The 20,977-nt window shown below is 40.4% G+C and carries 19 protein-coding genes; 10 read left to right on the plus strand and 9 right to left on the minus strand.

The annotated features are described in order from the left end of the window. The first annotated feature begins 150 nt into the window (after positions 1–150). The 4 genes from ACR5KR_RS15660 (at position 151) to ACR5KR_RS15675 (ending at position 5,056) form a co-directional block, all read left to right on the plus strand. On the plus strand, positions 151–486 hold the full coding sequence (locus ACR5KR_RS15660; protein ID WP_322696316.1) for a thioredoxin family protein: 336 nt from the start codon (positions 151–153) through the stop codon (positions 484–486). Between the two features lie 222 nt (positions 487–708). Continuing rightward, positions 709–1,941 carry an LL-diaminopimelate aminotransferase gene (locus ACR5KR_RS15665; protein WP_448267148.1) on the plus strand — a complete coding sequence of 411 codons (1,233 nt, stop codon included), beginning with the start codon at positions 709–711 and terminating at the stop codon, positions 1,939–1,941. 403 nt (positions 1,942–2,344) lie between these two features. Then, entirely contained in the window at positions 2,345–3,964 is a 1,620-nt protein-coding gene (locus ACR5KR_RS15670) for an NF038130 family PEP-CTERM protein (protein WP_448267149.1), read from the plus strand. 669 nt (positions 3,965–4,633) lie between these two features. Further along, entirely contained in the window at positions 4,634–5,056 is a 423-nt protein-coding gene (locus tag ACR5KR_RS15675) for a response regulator (protein ID WP_445631554.1), read from the plus strand. A gap of 21 nt (positions 5,057–5,077) precedes the next feature. Here the strand turns inward: ACR5KR_RS15675 and ACR5KR_RS15680 are convergent, their stop codons facing one another. Further along, a complete protein-coding gene (locus ACR5KR_RS15680; RefSeq protein WP_335006579.1) occupies positions 5,078–5,257 on the minus strand; it encodes a hypothetical protein in 180 nt (59 codons plus the stop codon). A 661-nt stretch (positions 5,258–5,918) separates the two neighbouring features. On the opposite strand from ACR5KR_RS15680, the gene uvrC reads away from it, so the two are divergent. Together uvrC and ACR5KR_RS15690 are read left to right on the plus strand one after the other, a co-directional pair. After that, positions 5,919–7,796, plus strand: coding sequence for an excinuclease ABC subunit UvrC (gene uvrC, locus ACR5KR_RS15685; RefSeq protein ID WP_448267150.1), 1,878 nt, complete (start codon positions 5,919–5,921; stop codon positions 7,794–7,796). Between the two features lie 789 nt (positions 7,797–8,585). After that, complete coding sequence (locus tag ACR5KR_RS15690; RefSeq protein WP_322728673.1) at positions 8,586–8,765, plus strand: replication restart DNA helicase PriA; 180 nt, start codon at positions 8,586–8,588, stop codon at positions 8,763–8,765. 92 nt (positions 8,766–8,857) lie between these two features. Here the strand turns inward: ACR5KR_RS15690 and ACR5KR_RS15695 are convergent, their stop codons facing one another. From ACR5KR_RS15695 to lgt, 6 genes are all read right to left on the minus strand, one after another. After that, a complete protein-coding gene (locus tag ACR5KR_RS15695; RefSeq protein ID WP_445631551.1) occupies positions 8,858–9,313 on the minus strand; it encodes a hypothetical protein in 456 nt (151 codons plus the stop codon). 485 nt (positions 9,314–9,798) lie between these two features. Then, positions 9,799–10,890, minus strand: a complete 1,092-nt coding sequence (gene rlmN / locus ACR5KR_RS15700) for a 23S rRNA (adenine(2503)-C(2))-methyltransferase RlmN (RefSeq protein ID WP_445631550.1) — start codon at positions 10,888–10,890, stop codon at positions 9,799–9,801. Positions 10,891–10,969: 79 nt separating this feature from the next. Next, positions 10,970–11,323, minus strand: coding sequence for a phenylpyruvate tautomerase MIF-related protein (locus tag ACR5KR_RS15705; RefSeq protein ID WP_445631549.1), 354 nt, complete (start codon positions 11,321–11,323; stop codon positions 10,970–10,972). A gap of 84 nt (positions 11,324–11,407) precedes the next feature. Beyond that, positions 11,408–11,848, minus strand: a complete 441-nt coding sequence (locus tag ACR5KR_RS15710) for a hypothetical protein (protein ID WP_445631548.1) — start codon at positions 11,846–11,848, stop codon at positions 11,408–11,410. A 22-nt stretch (positions 11,849–11,870) separates the two neighbouring features. Continuing rightward, positions 11,871–12,629, minus strand: coding sequence for a precorrin-4 C(11)-methyltransferase (gene cobM, locus ACR5KR_RS15715; RefSeq protein WP_445632105.1), 759 nt, complete (start codon positions 12,627–12,629; stop codon positions 11,871–11,873). Positions 12,630–12,941: 312 nt separating this feature from the next. Further along, the gene (gene lgt / locus ACR5KR_RS15720; RefSeq protein ID WP_445631547.1) at positions 12,942–13,817 is read right to left on the minus strand and encodes a prolipoprotein diacylglyceryl transferase; all 876 of its coding nucleotides are present in this window, start codon (positions 13,815–13,817) and stop codon (positions 12,942–12,944) included. 295 nt (positions 13,818–14,112) lie between these two features. Between lgt and coaD the strand changes: the two genes are divergently transcribed. The 4 genes from coaD (at position 14,113) to ACR5KR_RS15740 (ending at position 17,732) form a co-directional block, all read left to right on the plus strand. Beyond that, positions 14,113–14,664, plus strand: a complete 552-nt coding sequence (coaD, locus tag ACR5KR_RS15725; protein ID WP_445631546.1) for a pantetheine-phosphate adenylyltransferase — start codon at positions 14,113–14,115, stop codon at positions 14,662–14,664. Beyond that, a complete protein-coding gene (locus ACR5KR_RS15730; protein ID WP_322696300.1) occupies positions 14,574–15,242 on the plus strand; it encodes a DivIVA domain-containing protein in 669 nt (222 codons plus the stop codon). Before coaD ends, ACR5KR_RS15730 begins: the two co-directional genes overlap by 91 nt. A 292-nt stretch (positions 15,243–15,534) precedes the next feature. Further along, positions 15,535–17,067, plus strand: a complete 1,533-nt coding sequence (locus tag ACR5KR_RS15735) for an AAA family ATPase (RefSeq protein ID WP_448267151.1) — start codon at positions 15,535–15,537, stop codon at positions 17,065–17,067. Positions 17,068–17,117: 50 nt separating this feature from the next. Further along, complete coding sequence (locus ACR5KR_RS15740) at positions 17,118–17,732, plus strand: hypothetical protein (RefSeq protein ID WP_448267152.1); 615 nt, start codon at positions 17,118–17,120, stop codon at positions 17,730–17,732. Between the two features lie 146 nt (positions 17,733–17,878). Here ACR5KR_RS15740 and ACR5KR_RS15745 read toward each other — a convergent pair whose 3' ends face one another. Continuing rightward, entirely contained in the window at positions 17,879–19,225 is a 1,347-nt protein-coding gene (locus ACR5KR_RS15745) for a TldD/PmbA family protein (RefSeq protein ID WP_448267153.1), read from the minus strand. 253 nt (positions 19,226–19,478) lie between these two features. Beyond that, positions 19,479–20,918, minus strand: a complete 1,440-nt coding sequence (locus ACR5KR_RS15750; protein ID WP_445631540.1) for a TldD/PmbA family protein — start codon at positions 20,916–20,918, stop codon at positions 19,479–19,481. Positions 20,919–20,977 lie beyond the last annotated feature (59 nt).

Raw genomic sequence — 20,977 nt, forward strand, 5'->3', positions numbered from 1 at the left:
TAGTCCCACACCTGTTGGCTGTGGGATTTTACGTCATTAGTCAATAGTTAACAATCCTAATAACTATAAATTATTAACTATGGACTATTGACAACTTTGGGATAAAGTATTGTGTGTGCCAACTTCGATCGCCACCTGATGGAGACTACAATGAGTAAGGCTGTAATCACCATAACCGATGCTGAGTTTGAAACCGAAGTGTTAAAAGCCGAGCAGCCTGTATTAGTTTATTTTTGGGCTTCCTGGTGTGGCCCTTGTCAATTGATGTCGCCCCTGATTAACTCAGCTGCTAGCAAATATAGCGATCGCCTCAAAGTCGTTAAAATGGAAATTGACCCCAACCCACTGACTGTTAAGCAGTATCAAGTGGAAGGTGTACCCGCCCTCAGATTATTTCAAGACCAAGAAGTTTTGATATCCACCGAGGGAGTCATCGGCAAAGAGAAATTACTTGCTCTCCTAGATACCCACTTAAATAGTAATTAGTCATTGGTCATTGGTCATTAGTCATTGGTCACTTGTACTGAGCGACTCGTGCCGAGCAAAGCCGAGGTAAGTCGAAGTATTGGTCATGGGTCACTTGTACTGAGCGTTCCCCTTGATGCAGCCTCTGGTAGAGAAGTATTGGTCATTTGACAAATGACATAGATGCGCCAGCGGCTTCCCGCAGGGTAGGACAAATGACAAAGAACAAATGACAAAGGACAAATGACTAACATACAGTTTGCAAAACGTTTACAACCCCTAAAATCGAATGTATTTGCTGATATGGACAGAGCCAAGGCTGTCGCTTTGGCCGCTGGCCGAGAGGTAATTGATTTATCCTTGGGGTCTTCTGATTTACCAGCCGAGTCCCACGTTCTTGAGGCGATCGCCCAGTCTCTTGGCGATCGCACTACTCACGGTTATCTGTTGTTTAACGGTACCCTTGGATTTCGCGAAGCCGCGGCCAACTGGTACGAACAAAAATTTGGTATCAAAGTCGATCCTCAAACTGAGGTACTACCTCTAATTGGTTCTCAAGAAGGCACAGCCCATTTACCCCTAGCAATACTTAATCCAGGAGATTTTGCCCTGTTGCTCGATCCAGGTTATCCATCCCATGCGGGAGGAGTCTACCTAGCTAGCGGTCAAATCTACCCGATGCCACTACTGGCAGAAAATGGTTTTTTACCAGTTTTTGCTGATATTCCTGTCCCAGTTTTGGCGCAGTCGCGAATGATGGTATTAAGTTATCCTCATAATCCCACCGCTGCGATCGCACCTTTATCTTTCTTCCAAGAAGCTGTCGCCTTCTGTCAACAACACAATCTCGTGTTGGTTCACGATTTTCCCTACGTAGATTTGGTATTTGGGGAAACTGGGGAGTGGAGCAATTCTTTTCCCAATTCAAAATCCAAAATCCAAAATCCAAAATCCCTAGTCCCTTCAATTCTGCAAGCTGATCCAGAAAAAAGCGTCTCGATTGAATTTTTCACCCTTTCCAAGTCCTACAATATGGGCGGCTTCCGCATTGGCTATGCCATCGGTAATGCTCAGTTAATTAACGCCTTACGCCAGGTAAAAGCCGCCGTTGATTTTAATCAGTATCGGGGAATTTTGAATGGTGCGATCGCTGCCTTAACTGGCCCTCAATCTGGCGTAAAATCTGCTGTTATCACCTTCCAGAGGCGGCGTGATGCTTTCATCAATGCTTTACACCGTATTGGCTGGAATGTTCCTACTCCCGAAGCCACAATGTACATCTGGGCAAAATTGCCCTCACCTTGGAGTGAAAACTCTGTAGAATTTTGTACCCAGCTAGTCAAACAAACTGGTGTAGCAGTTTCTCCAGGTGCTGGCTTTGGCAAATCTGGAGAAGGGTATGTCCGTTTTGCCTTGGTGCATGAGCCACCTTTGTTAGAAATTGCTGTAGAAAGAATGGCTGAGTTTCTTCATTAAATTTCTTCTCAAGCTCAACGCCAAGGATTTGTAGTGGCAAAGTTTACTAATGGAACATACGGTGGGGACGCACATTTATGTGTCCCTACCGTATTGTACTGAATTTGAAAATATTATGTAGTAAATTTTGTAACTATGCTAAATGCTTAAAATAAGTAATTAAACTTATAAAATTATCAAAACATTCTTCATCTTTTTATTGAGAATCGGCAGTAACTTCACCCAATCAGGTCTCTCAGTTTCTTAAACTGGGTTTGTACGCTCAGATACCAAAGACGGCTAACAATACAGGTCGTGCTTTTAAGCAGCAGTATTGCCAAAAAGCCCGTGGTCAAGACAGCCCAAGCCTAAAAACGACAGTAGTTTAAAACTTAACTTCCAAACTGACAGAGACTTGAAAACAATGAAAACGACTTTTCAGACACTTGTAATTGGTGCCTCAATGGCTATTGGTGTGAGCGCTCTTGCTACTGCCCCAGCACACGCTACATCTTTTAGCTTCGATAATAATGGAGAAATTAACACTTACACTGGTGGCTCAAATGGTACCTTCATTAAAGGGAATGCCCAAGGTGGTACTAAAGCTGCGATCAAAGCTTTGACAGATAACGACTCCAGTTCTAACGTTGAGCTTTGGTATAGTAGCGAAACCCCAGGTTCTAATGTTGGCTTCACCGCCACAAAAGGAAACTACAGTGCTACCGTTAGTAGTGTCACTGCTAATGACTGGAATAGTTTTGGTTCGCAATGGCTAGGCGATTTATTGAGTAGCTACACACCATTTCAATCAGTATGGAACGGGTTTTCAGCCGACAGTAAATCACTAGTAACTAGTTATTTTCCTTCCTTGGGCATGGGAGATCCTAACATTGGTGGTTTCCAATTCGGTCAAAATGGCGGGGTGGAACTGAAGTTAGTTGGTCACTTGGATGTAAAGACTAAACTTGCAACAACTATTTCTACTAAAGTTGATGAAAAGTGGAATGCAATTAAATCACAGTTTCCTCAACAAACGACTTCACCAACCCTTTCACAAGTTGAAAGTTTAATTCCACAGCTACAAACACAACTGAATGCAATTCCCGGACAGATTACCACACTGCAAACAAAACTGGATGCAATTCCCGGACAGATTACTACACTGCAAACACAACTGGACAAAATTCCCGGACAGACTACCACACTGCAAACACAACTAGACAAAATTCCCGGACAGATTGCACCACTACAAACACAACTGGACACAACTGCCGGACAAATTGCACCACTGCAAAAACAACTAGACACAACTGTCGGACAAATTGCATCACTACAAACACAACTGAACACAACTGTTGGACAAATTGCATCACTGCAAACACAGCTGAACGCAATTCCTAACACTCCAGCCAATGCAGGAACAAGGCAAACACTGACGAGTCAAATCACTTCACTAAATACCACCAAAACTCAACTGACGAGTCAAATCACTTCACTAAATACCACCAAAACTCAACTGACGAATCAAATCACTCCACTAAATACCACCAAAACTCAACTGACGAGTCAAATCACTTCACTAAATACCACCAAAACTCAACTGACGAGTCAAATCACTTCACTAAATACTACCAAAACTCAACTGACGGGTCAAATCACTTCACTAAATACCACTAAAACTCAACTGACGGGTCAAATTAGTGACTTAAATACTTTCAAAAATCAGCTACCAGGTCAAATCTCTCAACTCACATCATTTAAAGATGTACTGACTCTGCAAGCTGCATTAAATGCATATAAAGGTGAAATTGCGGCTAGTGAAATTGCTAAGGTAGTTACTGGTGGTCAAACTTACTATGCCTATAGCTTTAACCCCACAGCATCCGGTATTACTGCTTCTGATGATGGCGTATCCTATAGTGCAATTTATACTTGGTCAACACCTGAGTATGTCTCAGCACCAGAACCATCAGTAATACTTGGTCTTATGGGTGTTGCTGGTGTCTTTGCTACCCGACGCAAATTGAAAAAAGTATCTGGTTGAAACTCCGGTTTCCATTCCAAAAAATAAGTAAGGGAGCTAACAGCTCCCTTTTTTGATGAATAATTTCTTGCAGCTATAATAAATTTAATCTTCTAGGTTATACTATTTCTAAAAATACTTGCAACAAATGAATCGGTTGCAAAATTGTACATCTGTATGTGCCTAGCGAGTTAATTTGTTTATAACATGGATTTTGCACAACAATAGTATTGCTTACCCTCACAGCTTCAGCAAGGGCTGTTACCATAATATTAGTACCAGTATTACTTAAGTAGTTTTACTCATAAAATTTAGGCAACTAAATTTGTAAAAAAGAAGTTAACTTAATACTCTAGATTATAAAAAATTAGTAAAAAAAAGATTAATTTTCGATTTAATTACATTTAATAATACTATCATTTTAGTATTGTATATGACTCGTGTTTGATTTTTGAAAAAAACTTAGTACACTTTTATTCCTTCTTCGCTGTTCCCCGTTCCCTCCCTACGCAAATAATTTTAGGAATCAAAGCGGATTCCTATAGTGCAGCTAAATTTGATTGATTTATATTTTGGATTTAAATCGTATAAGTACAATTTCTATTTGTTTCACTCTTTAAATGCACTACTGTTTTAGTTTATGGTAATAATTACTAGCTTTTAATTAAGATAATCAGATAATAGGTAGCAATGACAGTACAATTACTCAATATAAATCAGCCATTGCAGTCACACAAAGTTAGACGAATTTTACTAGTTGAAGACCATTACCTTAATCGGATGTTGCTTAGTGACTATCTAAGTTACTGTGGTTATGAAGTCCAAAGTTTATCAGAAGGTTCTGCTTTTTTCTCAACCATAGAGAAATTCGAGCCTGATTTAATGTTATTGGACTTGAAATTGCCAGATATTGACGGTTATTCACTCTTAAAACAAGTCCAGCAAAAACCTGATTTGTCAAAAATACCTATCATTGTGGTTTCAGCCTTTGCTTTTAAAGCAGATCAAGAACTAGCTCTGAGTTTGGGTGCATGTAGCTATTTTGTCAAACCTTTAAAACTCAAGGATCTCATCCTTGCAATTGAAGAACAGTTTTCTTGTCGCCACAGATAAACTTTTTTGCTAATTGTGTGTTTATTCCGCTTTTTGTTCGGCAATAAACTCTTCAACGCACTCGCTAAGACTTTGTACAGAACTGCCAATTGTTGAGATTTTCTGTTGTACTTGCGCTAATAACAAAACTGCTGTTTGCAGTTCATTAAGAGTTTCAGCCATAGCTTCACGATACTGGATTTCAAAGTCTTGTAAATTCATAATTTAGCTCTTGTATGAAATCATCATAATAAATATTTTTCAATCATAATCGTAAAATTAACTGACTAAATCCGTTAATTCGCTTAATATTATAAATTCAATAAATAAACATAAATATTATCAATAAATAAAAATTTTATGTGATATTTATACAAGCAATATACAAACATATTATTGATGAATAAAAAACTGAAGTCAATATAGAAATACGAGCATCTAATCTAAACTATAAAGTTTCAAATAATAAAGTACGATCGATTTAAAAATATTAATTATAAATTCAAAAAGCAAAGTTTTTATTCTGACAGTAGCAGCCAATGGCTAAGGCCGCAGCTAGACAAACTCTCGTCCGCTCCAAAGTTATACTGCTTGCAGTAAGTTTTTTGGCAAGTGAGCCTCTACCTTGGAAGCCAAAGAAGTGACTACAACAGACTTTTCTTTATGCGGGCTAAAAGCCTACCTGGCTTGAGAGTGATGAGTAAAGAGTGCTGAATGCTGAGTTAGGGGTTATTATTCTCCCACAGTCCCCAGCCCCTTTTTCATCTGTTCTGGTAGATGCCACTCATGACTACTACTTTATATTTACTTGATAAATAATTTATTAAATCGGCACAAAAAAATAATTTTTCTTAAAATAGAGAAAGATTACCTAATTTTGGTTGTGACAATATCTACTCAAATATTACCACTGGTTAAAGAGCCAGAACGACTAGAAAACCGTCTAGCCGAAATTCCACCGGAACCGGGGGTTTATTTCATGCGGGACAAGAGCGATCGCATTATATATATAGGTAAATCACGTAAATTGCGATCGCGTGTCCGTTCCTATTTCCGGGATGGCTACAACAAGACTGAACGGATCGCCACGATGGTCAAGTTAGTGACAGAAATTGAATTCATCGTCACTGATACTGAAGCTGAAGCTTTAGCGCTAGAAGCCAATTTGATCAAGCAGCACCAGCCATACTTTAACGTGTTGCTCAAAGATGATAAAAAATATCCCTATCTCTGCATTACTTGGTCAGAAGATTATCCGCGAATTTTTATTACCCGTAAACGCCAATTCGGTAAAGAAAAGGATAAATTTTACGGACCTTATACTGATGCTGGTTTATTGCGAGAAATTGTCCGCATCTGCAAGCGTATTTTTCCACAACGACAACGACCTCAACCACTTTTTAAAGACCGCCCTTGCTTGAATTTTGATTTAGGGCGTTGTCCAGGTGTTTGTCAACAGATGATTTCACCAGAAGAATATCGCAAAATTGTCCAAAAAATAGCGATGGTTTTTCAAGGTCGAACCCAGGAATTGATTGATATTTTGACCCAACAGATGAACGCAGCCGCTGAGAACTTGAATTTTGAGTCAGCAGCGCGGATTCGCGATCAAATTTCTGGGTTAAAGTCGCTGACAGCTGATCAGAAAGTTTCCTTACCAGATGATACTGTTTCGCGGGATGCGATCGCACTAGCGGCTGACGAACAACACGCCTGCATTCAACTATTCCAGATTCGCGCTGGGCAATTGGTTGGACGTTTAGCCTTTGTGGCGGATACTCACGCCGAACCAGGAGCTATTTTACAACGAGCTTTAGAGGAACATTATCAAACTGCTGATTCCGTAGAAATCCCCTTAGAGATTTTGGTACAACATGATTTACCAGATACTGAGATATTAGCGGATGTCTTAACTCAACGTAAAGGCAAAAAAGTCACAATATTGACTCCTTTGCGCCAAACTAAAGCAGAATTAATTGAGATGGTAGAGCGAAATGCTCAGTATGAATTGCAAAGAATGCAGAAATTTGGCGATCGCAATCACCAAGCAATGCAAGATTTAGCCACCATTCTCGATTTACCAGATGTACCTCACCGCATTGAAGGTTATGACATTTCCCATATTCAAGGGTCAAATGCTGTAGCTTCGCAAGTCGTGTTTATCGACGGATTACCAGCAAAGCAGCACTATCGCCACTACAAAATTAAAAATCCTACGGTGACAGCAGGACATTCAGATGATTTTGCTAGTCTTGCTGAAGTCATCCAGCGGCGGTTCCGTAAATATGCGGAAGATCAGCAATTAGCACGTTTGGGTAATCCTGACTGGCCTGATTTAATCATGATTGATGGTGGTAAAGGTCAGTTATCATCGGTTGTCGCCGTTTTGCAAGAGATGAATTTATTAGAAGACTTACGAGTGGTAAGTTTAGCAAAGCAGCGAGAAGAGATTTTTTTACCAGGAGAATCTAAACCCTTGACAACTGATGCAGAACAACCAGGGGTACAGTTGTTACGGCGACTGCGGGATGAAGCGCATCGGTTTGCAGTGAGTTTTCATCGTCAACAACGCAGTGATAAATTGAAGCGATCGCGTTTAGATGAAATTCCTGGCTTAGGACATCATCGACAAAAGCAGCTACTAGGGCATTTTCGCTCAGTTGACTATATTCGGCAAGCGACAACCCCGCAACTTGCCGAGGTTCCAGGAATCGGGCCGCGTTTGGCTCAAGAAATTTACGACTATTTTCATCCTGCTTGAGGAGATTAGTAGTTTGTCAAATTTCAATTGATGTATGAATAAACAAGTTTGTAGTAAGGGCTAAAGTCCTTACTACAAACCTTTCAAACTAGCTTGACAAAGTATTAGTTCCACTCTCGCAGAGGATTCTGTTAAGGTTGTCTGCGAGAATTTAAGATGTGTAAATACCGTAAATTTACGGTATTTCGTAACTATGGTAATTTTGATTAAATTTTCATACCAGAATTTCACCTCATAAATAGACCTCTTGCAAAAATCCTTGAATCACCCCTCTCCAACCCTCCCCGTATGTATTGGGGAGGGGGCAAGATTTTAAGTTTCCGCCAATATATCGGGGGGATTAAGGGGGGTCTATTCGACTTATGCAAGAGGTCTAATCTTGCTAGCAAATATTAACTAATCCTTAAGATAAATATTTTGTTACTAAATATACAGTATTTTCTGTAGTTTAATTTTTGAATACAAGAACGGCTTTTTTTTGCATCTGCCCAAGATGACTATAAATAAGCCTCTCTCAAGGCATTCGTCATAGGGATCAGTAAATCTCTAAGCAGTATCTAATTTAAAGATAATTTATGTATCTAAAGTAAGAGGGTAAAATCACTTAAATCATAGGATAATATACAAAGATATCAAAAAGGATATCGAAAACTTTTTCAAATCTGAAATTTTGTTTAAAATAATTAGCCAATATTAAAGTCGTTTGTTAAGTTGGTTCAAACCAAAATTATTGCTACTTTAACTGGCAGTTCTCTCCAATAAAAAATACTTACAACCAGGGGTTTTAAAATGCAGACAGTACAAAAGATTTACTGCCCAAATTGCGGCTGCCAAGCAGAACGTTATTATATTACTGATAGTCAATTAACTCGAACACAATGCTCTAGTTGTGACTACTTGATGATTAGTTGCACTCGCACTGGCAAAGTAATTGAGGCTTATGCACCAGGAATTTATGCACAGCGCTAGATAATAAAAATTAAAAATTAGAGAATGTTTTCTCTAATTTCTAATAATAAAGTTACTTGTCAAAAATTTTAAAGACTTTACAGATTATTCTGTTATCTGAGTTGTTGCTGTCGGATCTGTTCTTGTAACCTAAATTGTTGCTGTTGTCTAATTTGTTGATCTTGTCTAAGTTGTTGCTGTTGTATTCTTAGTTGTTGCTGTCGTGAAAAGTCTTGCTGTTGTAGTCTTGTTTCTTCCTGTTGTAGTCTCAATTGTTGCTGGCGGAAGATTTCTTGCTGTTGTCGTGTAAATTCTTGCTGTTGTATTGTCTGTTGTTGTTGTAGTTGTTGTGGCTGTTGAAAATTTTGTCGTAGCCATATTTCATTCATTCGTTCTTGTGTTTGCTGATTTTGCCGATCCTGTTGTTGTCTGACTCTTTCTTGAAGTGAATCTTGCGTCTGGGGATTCGTCCGAATTATTTGGGCATTAACAGGAGAATTAATCGATAAAGCTTTGGCAAGCACAATCAATGGTAGCCATACTTTAACCAACGATAAGCGATTCAACATACAATTATTTCCTCAATTGTTATAAGTTAGGTTGAGCGATCGCTAAACCCTTAAAATGTCAACAAAATTTCCCTATACATCAATATAGGGGCTTGCAATAGTTAACTGAAGCTAATGTCTTATTTAGCGTTATGGGCTTACGCGATACTTACGGCTGACTACGCCAACATTCTTCAGTCGGCGACGTGTTCTAAATATTAGTGCGTTGGGAATAGCTTTCTAAATCAAGGTTATATCCAGTGCATTCTCTTGATTTTTCATAAAACTCTTGCTTATTAGATATTCATTAGATATTCATTTTAATTAAATTATACATTGAAATTTTTTACATGGTTTGCCGGATTACCGTAAATCTACCTGCGGTGGGTAAGTTAACAAAGGGATCTCAAGCGGTTTTACGCCATAGATAAACAGAGATGTATCTGAAGACATATCTCTGTTTATCTGCGGTTTGATATTCATTCATAGAATAGACTGCAACAAGTTTAATTTTTACTTGCTCTCAATTGTCCGCAAGCAGCATCGGCTTCTAAACCACGGGAATAACGGACACTAACAGCAGTATTTTGTTGCTTAAGAACGTTGACAAATGCTTGAATGCGATCGCGATTAGGGCGTTTGTAATCTACTTCTTGGATAGGATTATAAGGAATCAAATTCACATGACTTTGGAATCCTCGCAGGCATTTTGAAAGTTCCAATGCGTGTTCTGGTAAATCGTTAACACCAGCCAGGAGAATATATTCAAAAGTAACGCGGCGGCCAGTGATTTCCACATATTCCCGACATTCAGCCAGTAAATCTTCCAGAGGATAGGCACGGGCGCTAGGGACGAGTTTTTCTCGTAGTGCTTGATTGGGGGCGTGGAGACTTACAGCCAAAGTGATTTGCAAATTATTTTGTGCGAACTGACGGATGCGATCGCGAATACCCACTGTCGAAACTGTAAGCGATCGCTGCCCAATACCGATATCTTGATTGAGACATTTCAAAGCTGCTAAAACATTCTCAGTATTCAACAACGGTTCGCCCAGTCCCATAAACACCACATTGCTAACCCGTTGCTGAAAATCTTCTTGCACAGTTAACACCTGATCGATAATTTCATGCCGTGCTAGGTTGCGTTTGTAGCCTCCCTTACCAGTAGCACAGAAATCACACGCCATTGGGCAACCCACCTGAGTAGAGACGCAAACTGTCAAACGGGCTTTTGGGCCTTCTCCTCTTTCTGCAAAGGTGGGGATACCTACAGTTTCAATAATCTGCCCGTCTGTTAATCGTAAAAGATATTTCACTGTACCATCGGGAGCCTCAGAGCGGTAATGTAAAATTGAGCGCCCAATTGGAACTTCTGCCACTTCTTGCCGCCATTGCTTGGAAAATACAGAAATATCAGCTAGCGATCGCACCCCTTTGTCGTAGATCCATTCATGCAGCTGCTTTCCTCTGTAAGCAGGTTGTCCTTGTTGCTGCACCCAAGTAGTTAACTCTGCCAGAGAAGCACCTAGAAGGGGAGGGATTAATTCTGATTTTTCTGAGTTGAAGTCAACCTGAGATACAAGAGGCGTAGCAGACATAAAAAAATCAAGAGTTGATGTAGGATCTCTATCCTACACCTGCTAGATAAAGTTAGCCTTGACCAAAGAAGACGGTAAATTAGCCAAAAGTTGTGCCGTTCCAGCCCCACATTGCCCCTTTAGCGTCTGCAAACTCTATATAAATGCGATTTTTCGGCACACCTAGAGTTTGGTTAATCTGCTGGCAAAAGTCTTGACTCATTGCTGCCGTTTGCTCTGGCTTCATCGTGCCAATACTCTTAATTTCAATGTAGCAAACTGGGTCTGTATTTCCTGCAAAAGTCATAGGAACTTCTGGCTCAAAAGCAGTCATTACATAAGATTCTGGTTTTCCCAAATGTTTCGCCAACTTGGCTGATAGGTTTAAAAGCATCGACTCAATTTCAGCTTTTTGAGGAGCAGATGCAGAAGTTTGCACTTTAATTAATGGCATAGTACCAAATTGGAATTTTGGATTTTATTACACTCTTAAGCTTATCTAAAAGCAGAGTACAGTTTAATATTCTAAAAGTTTTTGCTAATAAAAATTTAAGGGTATTTTTTCCCTAGTTGCAGCTTTTTTCATACTACTGCCAATAACGTTAACCTTAAAGGTTATACCTGACTTTCTAGGCAACCATCCTATTTGCATAGCTTGTTTTATCCATAACGCTACGTCTTTTGGTGTAACTGCGGTTATTTCATACCTCCGCTCAATTCTCCAAACCCGAACCTCTCCTGATGCATCTTGAAGTTGTATTGGCACGAGATTGCTATTAATAAGGCTGTACCCTTGTGGATGAAGCGTATCAGTAATAATCACTAATACTGAGCCAGGCTCAGTAGCGTGTTCTACGGCAACATGGAGATGTCCATCAGCATAGTCTGCTTGAGAGTTAGTAGCTTGTCTTCGGATTAGCCAGATGAATGGTTCTCCATCAATTATTATTTTTCTTGTACCTTTTTTCGGTATTGACATCTCTGTTGCTATATTTTTTGGACTATTCTGAGCGAAATAGGTGACTATGTTCGGGATGATATAAACGCGATCGCCCTTTTGTTGTCGAGAGGGCTGGACTAATTATATAAAGTGTTGTGCGAATTAGTTTTTCTTGATGAGTACATTCAGCCATTTGATTCAAAGGGACAACCTTGATTTTTTCATCAGGCCAGCCGATGCGAAAGCAAATCGCAATTAGGGTTTCGGCTGGATAGTGTTCGAGTAGTTTAGCTTGGGCATTTTCGACGTGACGCGCACTTAAATACAAGCAGAGGCTAGCCTGATGTGCTGCAAGAGTGGCTAATTCTTCAGCGATGGGGACTTCTGTACGTCCGCTGATGCGTGTCAAGATAATGGTTTGAACTAAACCAGGGACAGTCAGTTCTACTTTGAGTTTGGCAGCAGCAGCTTGAAAGGCACTAATACCAGGTATGACTTCAAAAGGAATATTTGCCTCTCTTAGGAGGTGCATTTGCTCGTGGATGGCGCTGTAGAGACTAGGATCGCCAGAATGGAGACGGACGAGAGATTTGTGTTGCGATCGCACTCTATCGAGAGTAATCGCCAAAATTTCTTCTAAAGTCTGATTCGCAGTCCTAATTATCTCCGCATCTTTTCGGCAAAGTTCTAAAATTTGTTCGGGTACTAAAGAATCAGCAAATAAAATTACATCAGCAACAGCCAGTAATTTCTGTGCCTTCACGGTTAATAAATCAGGATCTCCAGGTCCAGCACCGACAATATACACAGATGGTTCTATACCATATAGTGTTTTTTTATCACTCCCATTTTCTGTATATTCACTTTTAAAAGAACACACGGCAATCCCTCAAAAAATCTTTTTGATATTTTCTCAGTATCTTTCCGGATTTACCCTCTTTCCCTAGTAGAGAGTAATGGTAGATGCACCCTGGTTAAGCCCTAGAGAATACTCTGGGGCATTTTTTATTTTTTAGTCATTGGGAATTGAGCACTTGTACTGAGCGACTCGTACCGAGCGGAGCCGAGGTAAGCCGAAGTATTGGGCATAGGGCATAGTTATTCTTCTTGTCCCCTTGTCCCCTTGTCCCTCTCATGCCCCCCTCTCCCCATTTCCCTTAGCAGTAGGAACTACATCGGGTAAAGGGCGTTTGAGTAAGTAAAGCCAAGCTAATCCAACTAATCCCAATAGAATTCCTAGACTACTGACTACTTGCGCCATCCGTAATGGCCCCAGCATCAAGCTATCAGTGCGAAAGCCTTCAATCCATAGGCGTCCTAAGCTGTAGGCTGGCCAGTAAATGAGAAACAGTGTGCCTACCTTCAGACGTGGCTTACCGGATAAAGACCGGAAAAATAACGTTATTAGCAGCGTAAACACCATTAAATCCCATAGAGATTCGTAGAGGAAGGTGGGATGAAAGTAATCGAAACTAGCATATTCTAAAGGACGATGGTCTGGTGGAATATAGAGCTTCCAGGGTAAATCAGTCGGATCGCCAAAAGCTTCAGAATTAAAAAAATTGCCCCAACGTCCGATCGCTTGCCCTAAAATCAGCGAAGGTGCTACTAAATCTGCCAATTGCCAGAAAGAAACCTGCTTGATTTTGGCAAAGATTAACGCAGCCACAACGCCACCAAGAATCGCTCCATGAATGGCAATACCGCCTTCCCAGATCGCAAAAATTTTTCCTGGAGTTGGGGCATATTTTGACCACTCAAAAAAAACGTAATATAGCCGTGCGCCAGGAATTGCCCCAATCAACAACCAAAAGAACAAATCGCCTAGCAACTCAGGATTAACATTGCGGCGCTTTGCCAAATTCTGGGAAAGGATGACGCCAATTAAAACTGCTGTGGCAATCAACAAGCCGTACCAACGAATACTTAGTGGCCCTATTTTCACCAGAATCGGTCCTGGAGAAGTAAATTGAAACGCCAAGGGCAAAGTGGGAAAATCCAGTGCCATGAAAAATTACCTAGAAAAGTTCGTTAACTACCCGCGCACTTTGCTAAGTACGGAGTTTCTTGTGTCTCGAATACTGTAACTACACTTAAATCTTCCACAATATTGTGGGGACGTAGGTAAAAATCCAGTATTCATATTTAGGAGTCTAGTTCCTAACGCTTAGTTGAGCATAACTTGTGCCACTAAAACAATTGGGTTTACCATCCTTACTGAGAGCGCAAGATGGTAGATTTGAGTAAGTTACACAAAATAGTTTCGATATAATCACCTAAACAACTTTGATATATTTAAAATTGTGATTGCTATTTATCCTGGTAGCTTCGACCCCATTACCTTGGGACACCTCGATCTCATCGGGCGCGGTAGTCGGCTGTTTGAGCGGGTGATTGTCGCCGTACTACGGAACCCTAACAAAATGCCACTTTTTAGTGTGGAGCAACGGCTAAATCAAATCCGTCTTTCTACAGAACATCTACCTAATGTAAAAGTAGACAGCTTTGATGGTCTTACCGTCAATTATGCTCAAATGCAACAAGCACAAGTTTTGATCCGGGGTTTACGGGCTGTGTCAGATTTTGAAGTGGAACTGCAAATGGCTCACACCAATAAAACTCTTTCTACCCAAATAGAAACAGTTTTTCTCGCAACCTCAAATGAGTATAGTTTTTTAAGTAGTAGTGTGGTAAAAGAGATTGCAAGGTTTGGTGGCTCTATCGATCATCTCGTTCCCCCACACATTGCCCTAGATATATACCAATGCTACAATCAGAAATCTCCAATGTTGAACCCAATCTCAACGGAAGCAATCCCCCCTCTCAAGAATATCTCGGTGGAGAGGGAAGCATAGATATTCAGCAGGAACTCAACCGCCTAGAGGAAATGGTTCTCTCTAGTCTCAGAATTCCGCTGACGGGACGCACACTCATAGATGAAGAAAAGCTGCTAGATCAGCTTGATTACATTCGGCTGGCTTTACCATCACTTTTTCAAGAAGCAGCAGCAGTTCTCGACCAAAAGGACGAAATTCTGCTAGAAGCGGAAGAGTATGGACAGCAGGTTGTTGAGGCTGCACAAGCCAAAAGAGCGCAAATTTTAGCTGAAAGCGATATTATTCACCAGGCGGAACAAGAAGCTGAACGACTGCGGCGACAAGTGCAACAAGAGTGTGAGGGAATAATGCAAGAAACCCTCGCCGAGATTGACCGCAAGCGGTATGCTTGTCAGCAAGAGTTAGAGCTGATGCGACAAAATGCGATCGCTCATGCTCAAGAAATTGAAGATGGTGCTGATGCTTATGCCGATGGAATTTTGGGAAATATCGAGCAGGATCTCAAACAGATGTTGCAAGTTATCACTAACGGCCGGCAACAATTGCAAATTGATAACCTCACTCAGCGCAATTCACCTCCAGGTAAGAAAAGATAAATTGTAGTCGTAGCATTTACCAGTTTGGGCTGACAGGATTGTAGAAAGACGGTTTGATGTATTTTTCTCATAGAGAGGCAATTTACACATCGCGTTTGTAGAAAAGAAGCTTTGCTAGAGGCGCAACAGCTGATTGAGCTAGTTGCGGGTATCACTATATAAGCAGGTTTTATCCAACCAAATCCAAAATTTCTCAGATTGTACAGTCAAACTAGAACAAGAAGGTCTACTCTGTTTGTGAGCCACGTCTGCTTGGCACATTTGCAATGTTTTCTGCCAACAGAGGAATATTATGCTAACTAGGTTAAAAGTTTCTGGTTTTAAGAACCTCGTCGATGTCGATGTTCGCTTCGGGCCATTTACTTGTGTAGCCGGAGCTAATGGGGTCGGTAAATCTAACTTATTTGATGCTATTAGGTTCTTGAGTGCGATCGCCGATCGAACGCTAATTGACGCTGCCTTATCTGTGCGAGATGAAGAAGGTCGAACAGCGGATGTGCGTAGTCTATTTCACCGAGTTAGTCATGAATATACAGATAAAATGTCTTTTGAGGCAGAAATGATAGTACCAGAGGAAGGCGTAGATGATTTGGGACAACAGGCAAAAGCTAGTATTACTTTTCTTCGTTACTCTCTAACTCTAGCTTATCGTTCAGATGATAGTTTACGGTCTTTAGGGTCGTTGGAAATTATCAAAGAAGAGTTAGTTCACATCAACCTTGGTGATGCAAGAAAAAACTTATTGTTTCCTCACAGTGTTGAGTGGCGTAAATCCGCAATTAAGGGACGAAGAACTTCACCATTTATTTCAACTGAGACTGATAAAGATAAGACTGTGATTAAGCTACATCAAGATGGTATTAAAGGAAAACCTCTATCTCGACTAGCTGCAAATCTTCCTCGAACAGTACTTTCTGTTGCTAATGCTGCTGAAAGTCCAACAGCCTTACTAGCGCGAAGAGAAATGCAATCTTGGCGATTACTTCAATTAGAACCTTCAGCACTACGTCAACCAGACGAATTTACAGCGCCTACAAAATTAGACATGGATGGTTCTCACTTGGCTGCAACACTCTATCACTTAGCAAGGTTAAATAAAAATTATTCTCTAGATGGAGTTTCTGAGGATGAGGCCGAAGCACAAGTTTACAGCCAAGTTGCTAATCTTTTAGCAGAACTAATTGATGATGTGGGTGAAGTAGGAATTGATCGAGATGAACGTAGGGAACTTCTCACATTAATGGTGATTGGTAGAGATGGTACTTCACATCCAGCGAGGGCGTTATCAGATGGAACCCTACGATTTTTGGCTTTGGCAGTTTTGGAATTGGACTCACAAGCACAAGGTCTTTTGTGTTTAGAGGAACCAGAAAACGGCATTCATCCTGAGCGTATTCCCAAAATACTGAAATTGCTTCAAGATATCGCCACTGATGTTAATGAAGCTATTGGTATAGATAACCCACTCCGCCAAGTGATTATTAACACTCACTCACCATCTGTAGTGATGCAAGTACCTGATGAAAGCTTGTTAGTTGCTGAATTAAAGGAAACAGTAGTTTTGGAAAAACGGTTTAAACGTGTTTCTTTTGGTTGTCTTCCTGATACTTGGCGAGAGCAAGAGCCTTTAGGAACAACACTTGTTCCTAAAGGGAAACTTCTTGCCTATCTAAATCCGGTAGTAATTGAGAAATTAGAGCCTGATAGCAATGGAAAGATAAAAAGCTCCCAAAAATCAAAACTAATACCAATCCCAAAACGCCGAGTTATAGATAGAAATGATCTTCAACCACTAATTCCTGGTTTCCCTACTCAATTGACATGAAAGAACTTTGCTACACCTTTCTGTCTGACGGTAGCTCAGACAAAGCACTGATGCCTATTCTCAATTGGTTATTACGGGTAAATCAGGTTGAGTGTGCTATTCAATCTAATTGGGCTGATCTGCGACGCTTACCTAAACCACCTAAAAAGTTATCGCCACGTATCATCAAGAGCGTAGAACTCTATCCTTGCGATCTTTTATTTATTCACCGAGATGCAGAAAAAGAACCACGCGAAAATCGTGTGGTTGAAATTCAAGAAGCAGTAGAAGTAGTTAAACAATCACTGATAGTACCACCTCATGTTTGTGTTATTCCTGTACGTATGCAAGAAGCATGGCTTTTATTTGACGAAGCTGCTCTACGGAAAGCTGCGGGTAATCCTCGTGGGCGTGAGCCATTAGAATTGCCAAATATTCATAAACTTGAACAATTACCTGATCCTAAAGATATTCTTCATGAACTTCTATGTAAAGCTAGTGGGTTAACAGGTCGGCGGCTCAAGCAATTCTCGTCGGATAAGCTTAATGGATGTGTTCACAGACTAGCAGAAATCATCAATGATTTTTCAGCGTTACGGGCTTTGTCTGCTTTTCAAATATTGGAAACTGAAATTAAAGAAGTTATAGAAATACAAGGTTGGTGTTTTGAGTTAGAAGATAATTAACTATAATAATTAATATTAAATGATTTGAGTATTTGCATTATATTCAAAAATAGTAAAATTAAAATCATCAAATCAAAATTATTAAGTTAATCTCATACTAAGAGGCAAATAAGCTAATAATTTATCTGCATCTTTGTACGATGTACTTACAAGGTATAAGTAAAATCTTTTACCAGCATACCGGGAACTAAACTACCTCCTAGCTGGCGACTTTCATAAGTTCCTACTTCGGGAATGAATTCTTGAAAATTGGTCAAATCTACTAGCTTATCTCCCCAGAAGCGATAGAGACTTTCATCAAAACGCAGGTTTTCAATGGGTGCAATAATTTCTTCATTTTCCACCCAAAAACAAGCATAACGAGTCATACCTGTAATTCTACCAGTGTGGCGATCGCTCCAATTCAAGTAATGCAAATTAGATACATATAATCCTGTATCTAAACTCGGAAGAATCTGCTCAAATACTAAATTTCCCGGACTCACTTCTGGCGCTCGTAAAGTCTCTGAACCATTAGCGCCATTGGCAATTTTTTGATATTCCTTAGCAGTGCGAGAATTCACCAAAGTATTTACCAAACGTCCTTTTTCGATTACAGGTAACTCCGGTGCTGCCATTTCTCCCAATTCATTAAATCGCGGCACTAATCCCTGCTGAAAATTTTCTTTTAAACTAAATCTTAGAGAAAGTTGTTTTTCTTGACGCGATAAAGCAGCTAAAGCACTGTTTCCTTGTTGGATATCAGCTTCGCTTACCGCTCCCCAAGAAAGCATTAATAATAAATCTGCAACAGCAGCAGGTGCAAAATAAGTTTTGTATTGTCCCCGTGGCAGTTCTTTTGTTGGGTGAGCAAGCAATTCTAGTTGTTTTTTAGCTTCGCTAATTTTGGCTATATATTTAGATTCATCCCAATTACTCCCGGCAAATGTGCCCTTAACTGCTTGTCCAGATGAGGAAAATAGAGAATAATCTAAGGTAAAAGAATCAGTAGCAAACCAATGTTTTTGACCGCTAGAATCACCATAAGCTTTAATTATCACTCCCCCTGCATATATCCCTGTAAAATCCAATTCAGCAACTAGTTCAAGTACAGTCGGGACTACTGCCTTAGCCGCCAATAAATTTCCAGAATGTATTTCTCTACTGAGATTATTTCCTGATGGCAAAACTAGATATGGATCGACAGGTAGTAGAATAAGTTCGTCACGTAGTTCTTGCAAAGCACTATATGCTAACTGCCAGTCTACCTCCCAATTTCCAGTAAAAGGAAACTGCCGAACACTATTGCGCTGATTTTGCATCAAAGTTAGTTCTATCCAACCATCAGCAACACAACCAGTCTGACGCACTTTCGCATGATTAAAACGAGTAAATTGACTTATTTCACTACTAAGTCTTACAGTGAATTGTTCATTTTCTGCTTTTTTGATCAGCAGACTTTCAATCAGTCGATTAAAGCTGACTTCTAACGCAGATAATTCTTCAATTTTCATGGATATTAAAAATTAATAGGGAATAAAGAGAGGGAGAAAGTTAGGAGTTAGGAGTTAGGAGTTAGGAGTTAAAATAATTTTTAGAAGTAGCTAGGCGGAAATAAATTAAAGTTTGGAGTAAGGACTTTAGTCCTGATAATCATTTTTTTGAGGGATGAATCGCTTACTACAAGCTAGGATTTTATTTGATGTTAATTATGCCTATTTACTTAATTTAAAACTCCTAACTACCAACTCATAACTATTGTATTTTTCAAGTTCCTCCACCAAAAACTTCGACATTAGCAAATACACAAACAGGTGAACCGTGTCCTACCCAAATGGCCTGATTTGGTTCTCCTTTGCCACAATAAGGAGTACCATACATTTGCCAGTTTGTGGCATCTCCGACTTTAATTAAACTATGCCAAAACTCTGGTGTTGTGGCGCGATAGTTGGGATTACGAAGGGTTTTGGTAAGTTTACCGTTTTCAATTAATTTAGCGTACTCACAACCAAATTGGAATTTGTAGCGGCGATCGTCAATTGACCAAGAACGGTTAGATTCCATGTAAACGCCGTGTTCTATCTCGCCAATAATGTCTTCAAAAGTGCCGTTTAAAGGCTCTAAATTCAAGTTACCCATGCGATCGATCGCTGGTCGATTCCATGAGCAAGCACGGGCACAGGCAACTCCTGCTACACCTGCTCTTGCTTGACTTTCCAGACTGCCTAAACCCCGTTGCAGTACACCTTCTTTAACCAAATACTCCCGCGTTGCTACAGCACCGGTATCATCAAAGCCGTAGCTAGAAAATTCACCAGCCACGGTAGGATCAAAGGTAATGTTCATCAACGGCGAACCATATACGAGGTTGCCAAAATCACTTTTATTAACAAAGCTGCCCCCAGCATAGTTACGCTCATCTCCCAAAATTCGGTCAATTTCTAGGGGATGCCCAACACTTTCATGGATTTGCAGCATCATTTGATCTGGGGCTAAAACTAAATTGGTACGGGTGGTTGGGCATTCTTCTGCTGTCAATAGTTCTACTGCTTGTTCGCCTATTTGCCGCACCCGATGCCATAAGTTTTCTTGTTTTAAGAGTTCGAGTCCGCCTTGGTAACAGTTTGCTTGCGAGCCGTTGTTGCTGCGCTGTTGTACAACCGCTCCATCTTGGGCAGTAGCTCCGTAATTCGTGCCTATAGATAGGATTTTTTGATAGACTTCTGAGCCGTTACTGCTAATAAACCAAGATTCTCGCTCAGTTGTGCTAGCACTAGCTATGGTTTGCACAATTTTGTCGTCAACTTTGAGCGTTTGGCAAATACGAACCAGTAAATCGTTGATTTCCCCTGGACTTAGAGCATCCAATGGCTTAAGAAAGGGAGATTTATATTCACCAACGACTTTAGGGCGCTCACTTTCACGGAAGGGATGTATCCACCATTCACTGGCTGCTAATGCCTGGTTATAGGCTGTTTGAGCAGCAGTTTGCAGGGAAGATAATTCTAGGGAGTTAGTAGCTGCGTAACCCAGACAGCCATTCACCAAAACTTCCAGCATAGCTCCGACGGTGAAGGATTTGCCGTTTAGTTGGGGTAAGGCGTCACGGACTGAACGGGTAGTAGAAGTCTCCTTTACGGCTCTAATACCAATCCAATCTGCGGGAATATCGAAACTAGCGATCGCTTTTTTGAGTTCAGACCACATAAAGAATGGGGAATAAAGAATAAAGAATGGGAATGGGGAATGGGGCATGGGGCATGGGG

Source organism: Nostoc sp. DSM 114159 (assembly GCF_053470285.1).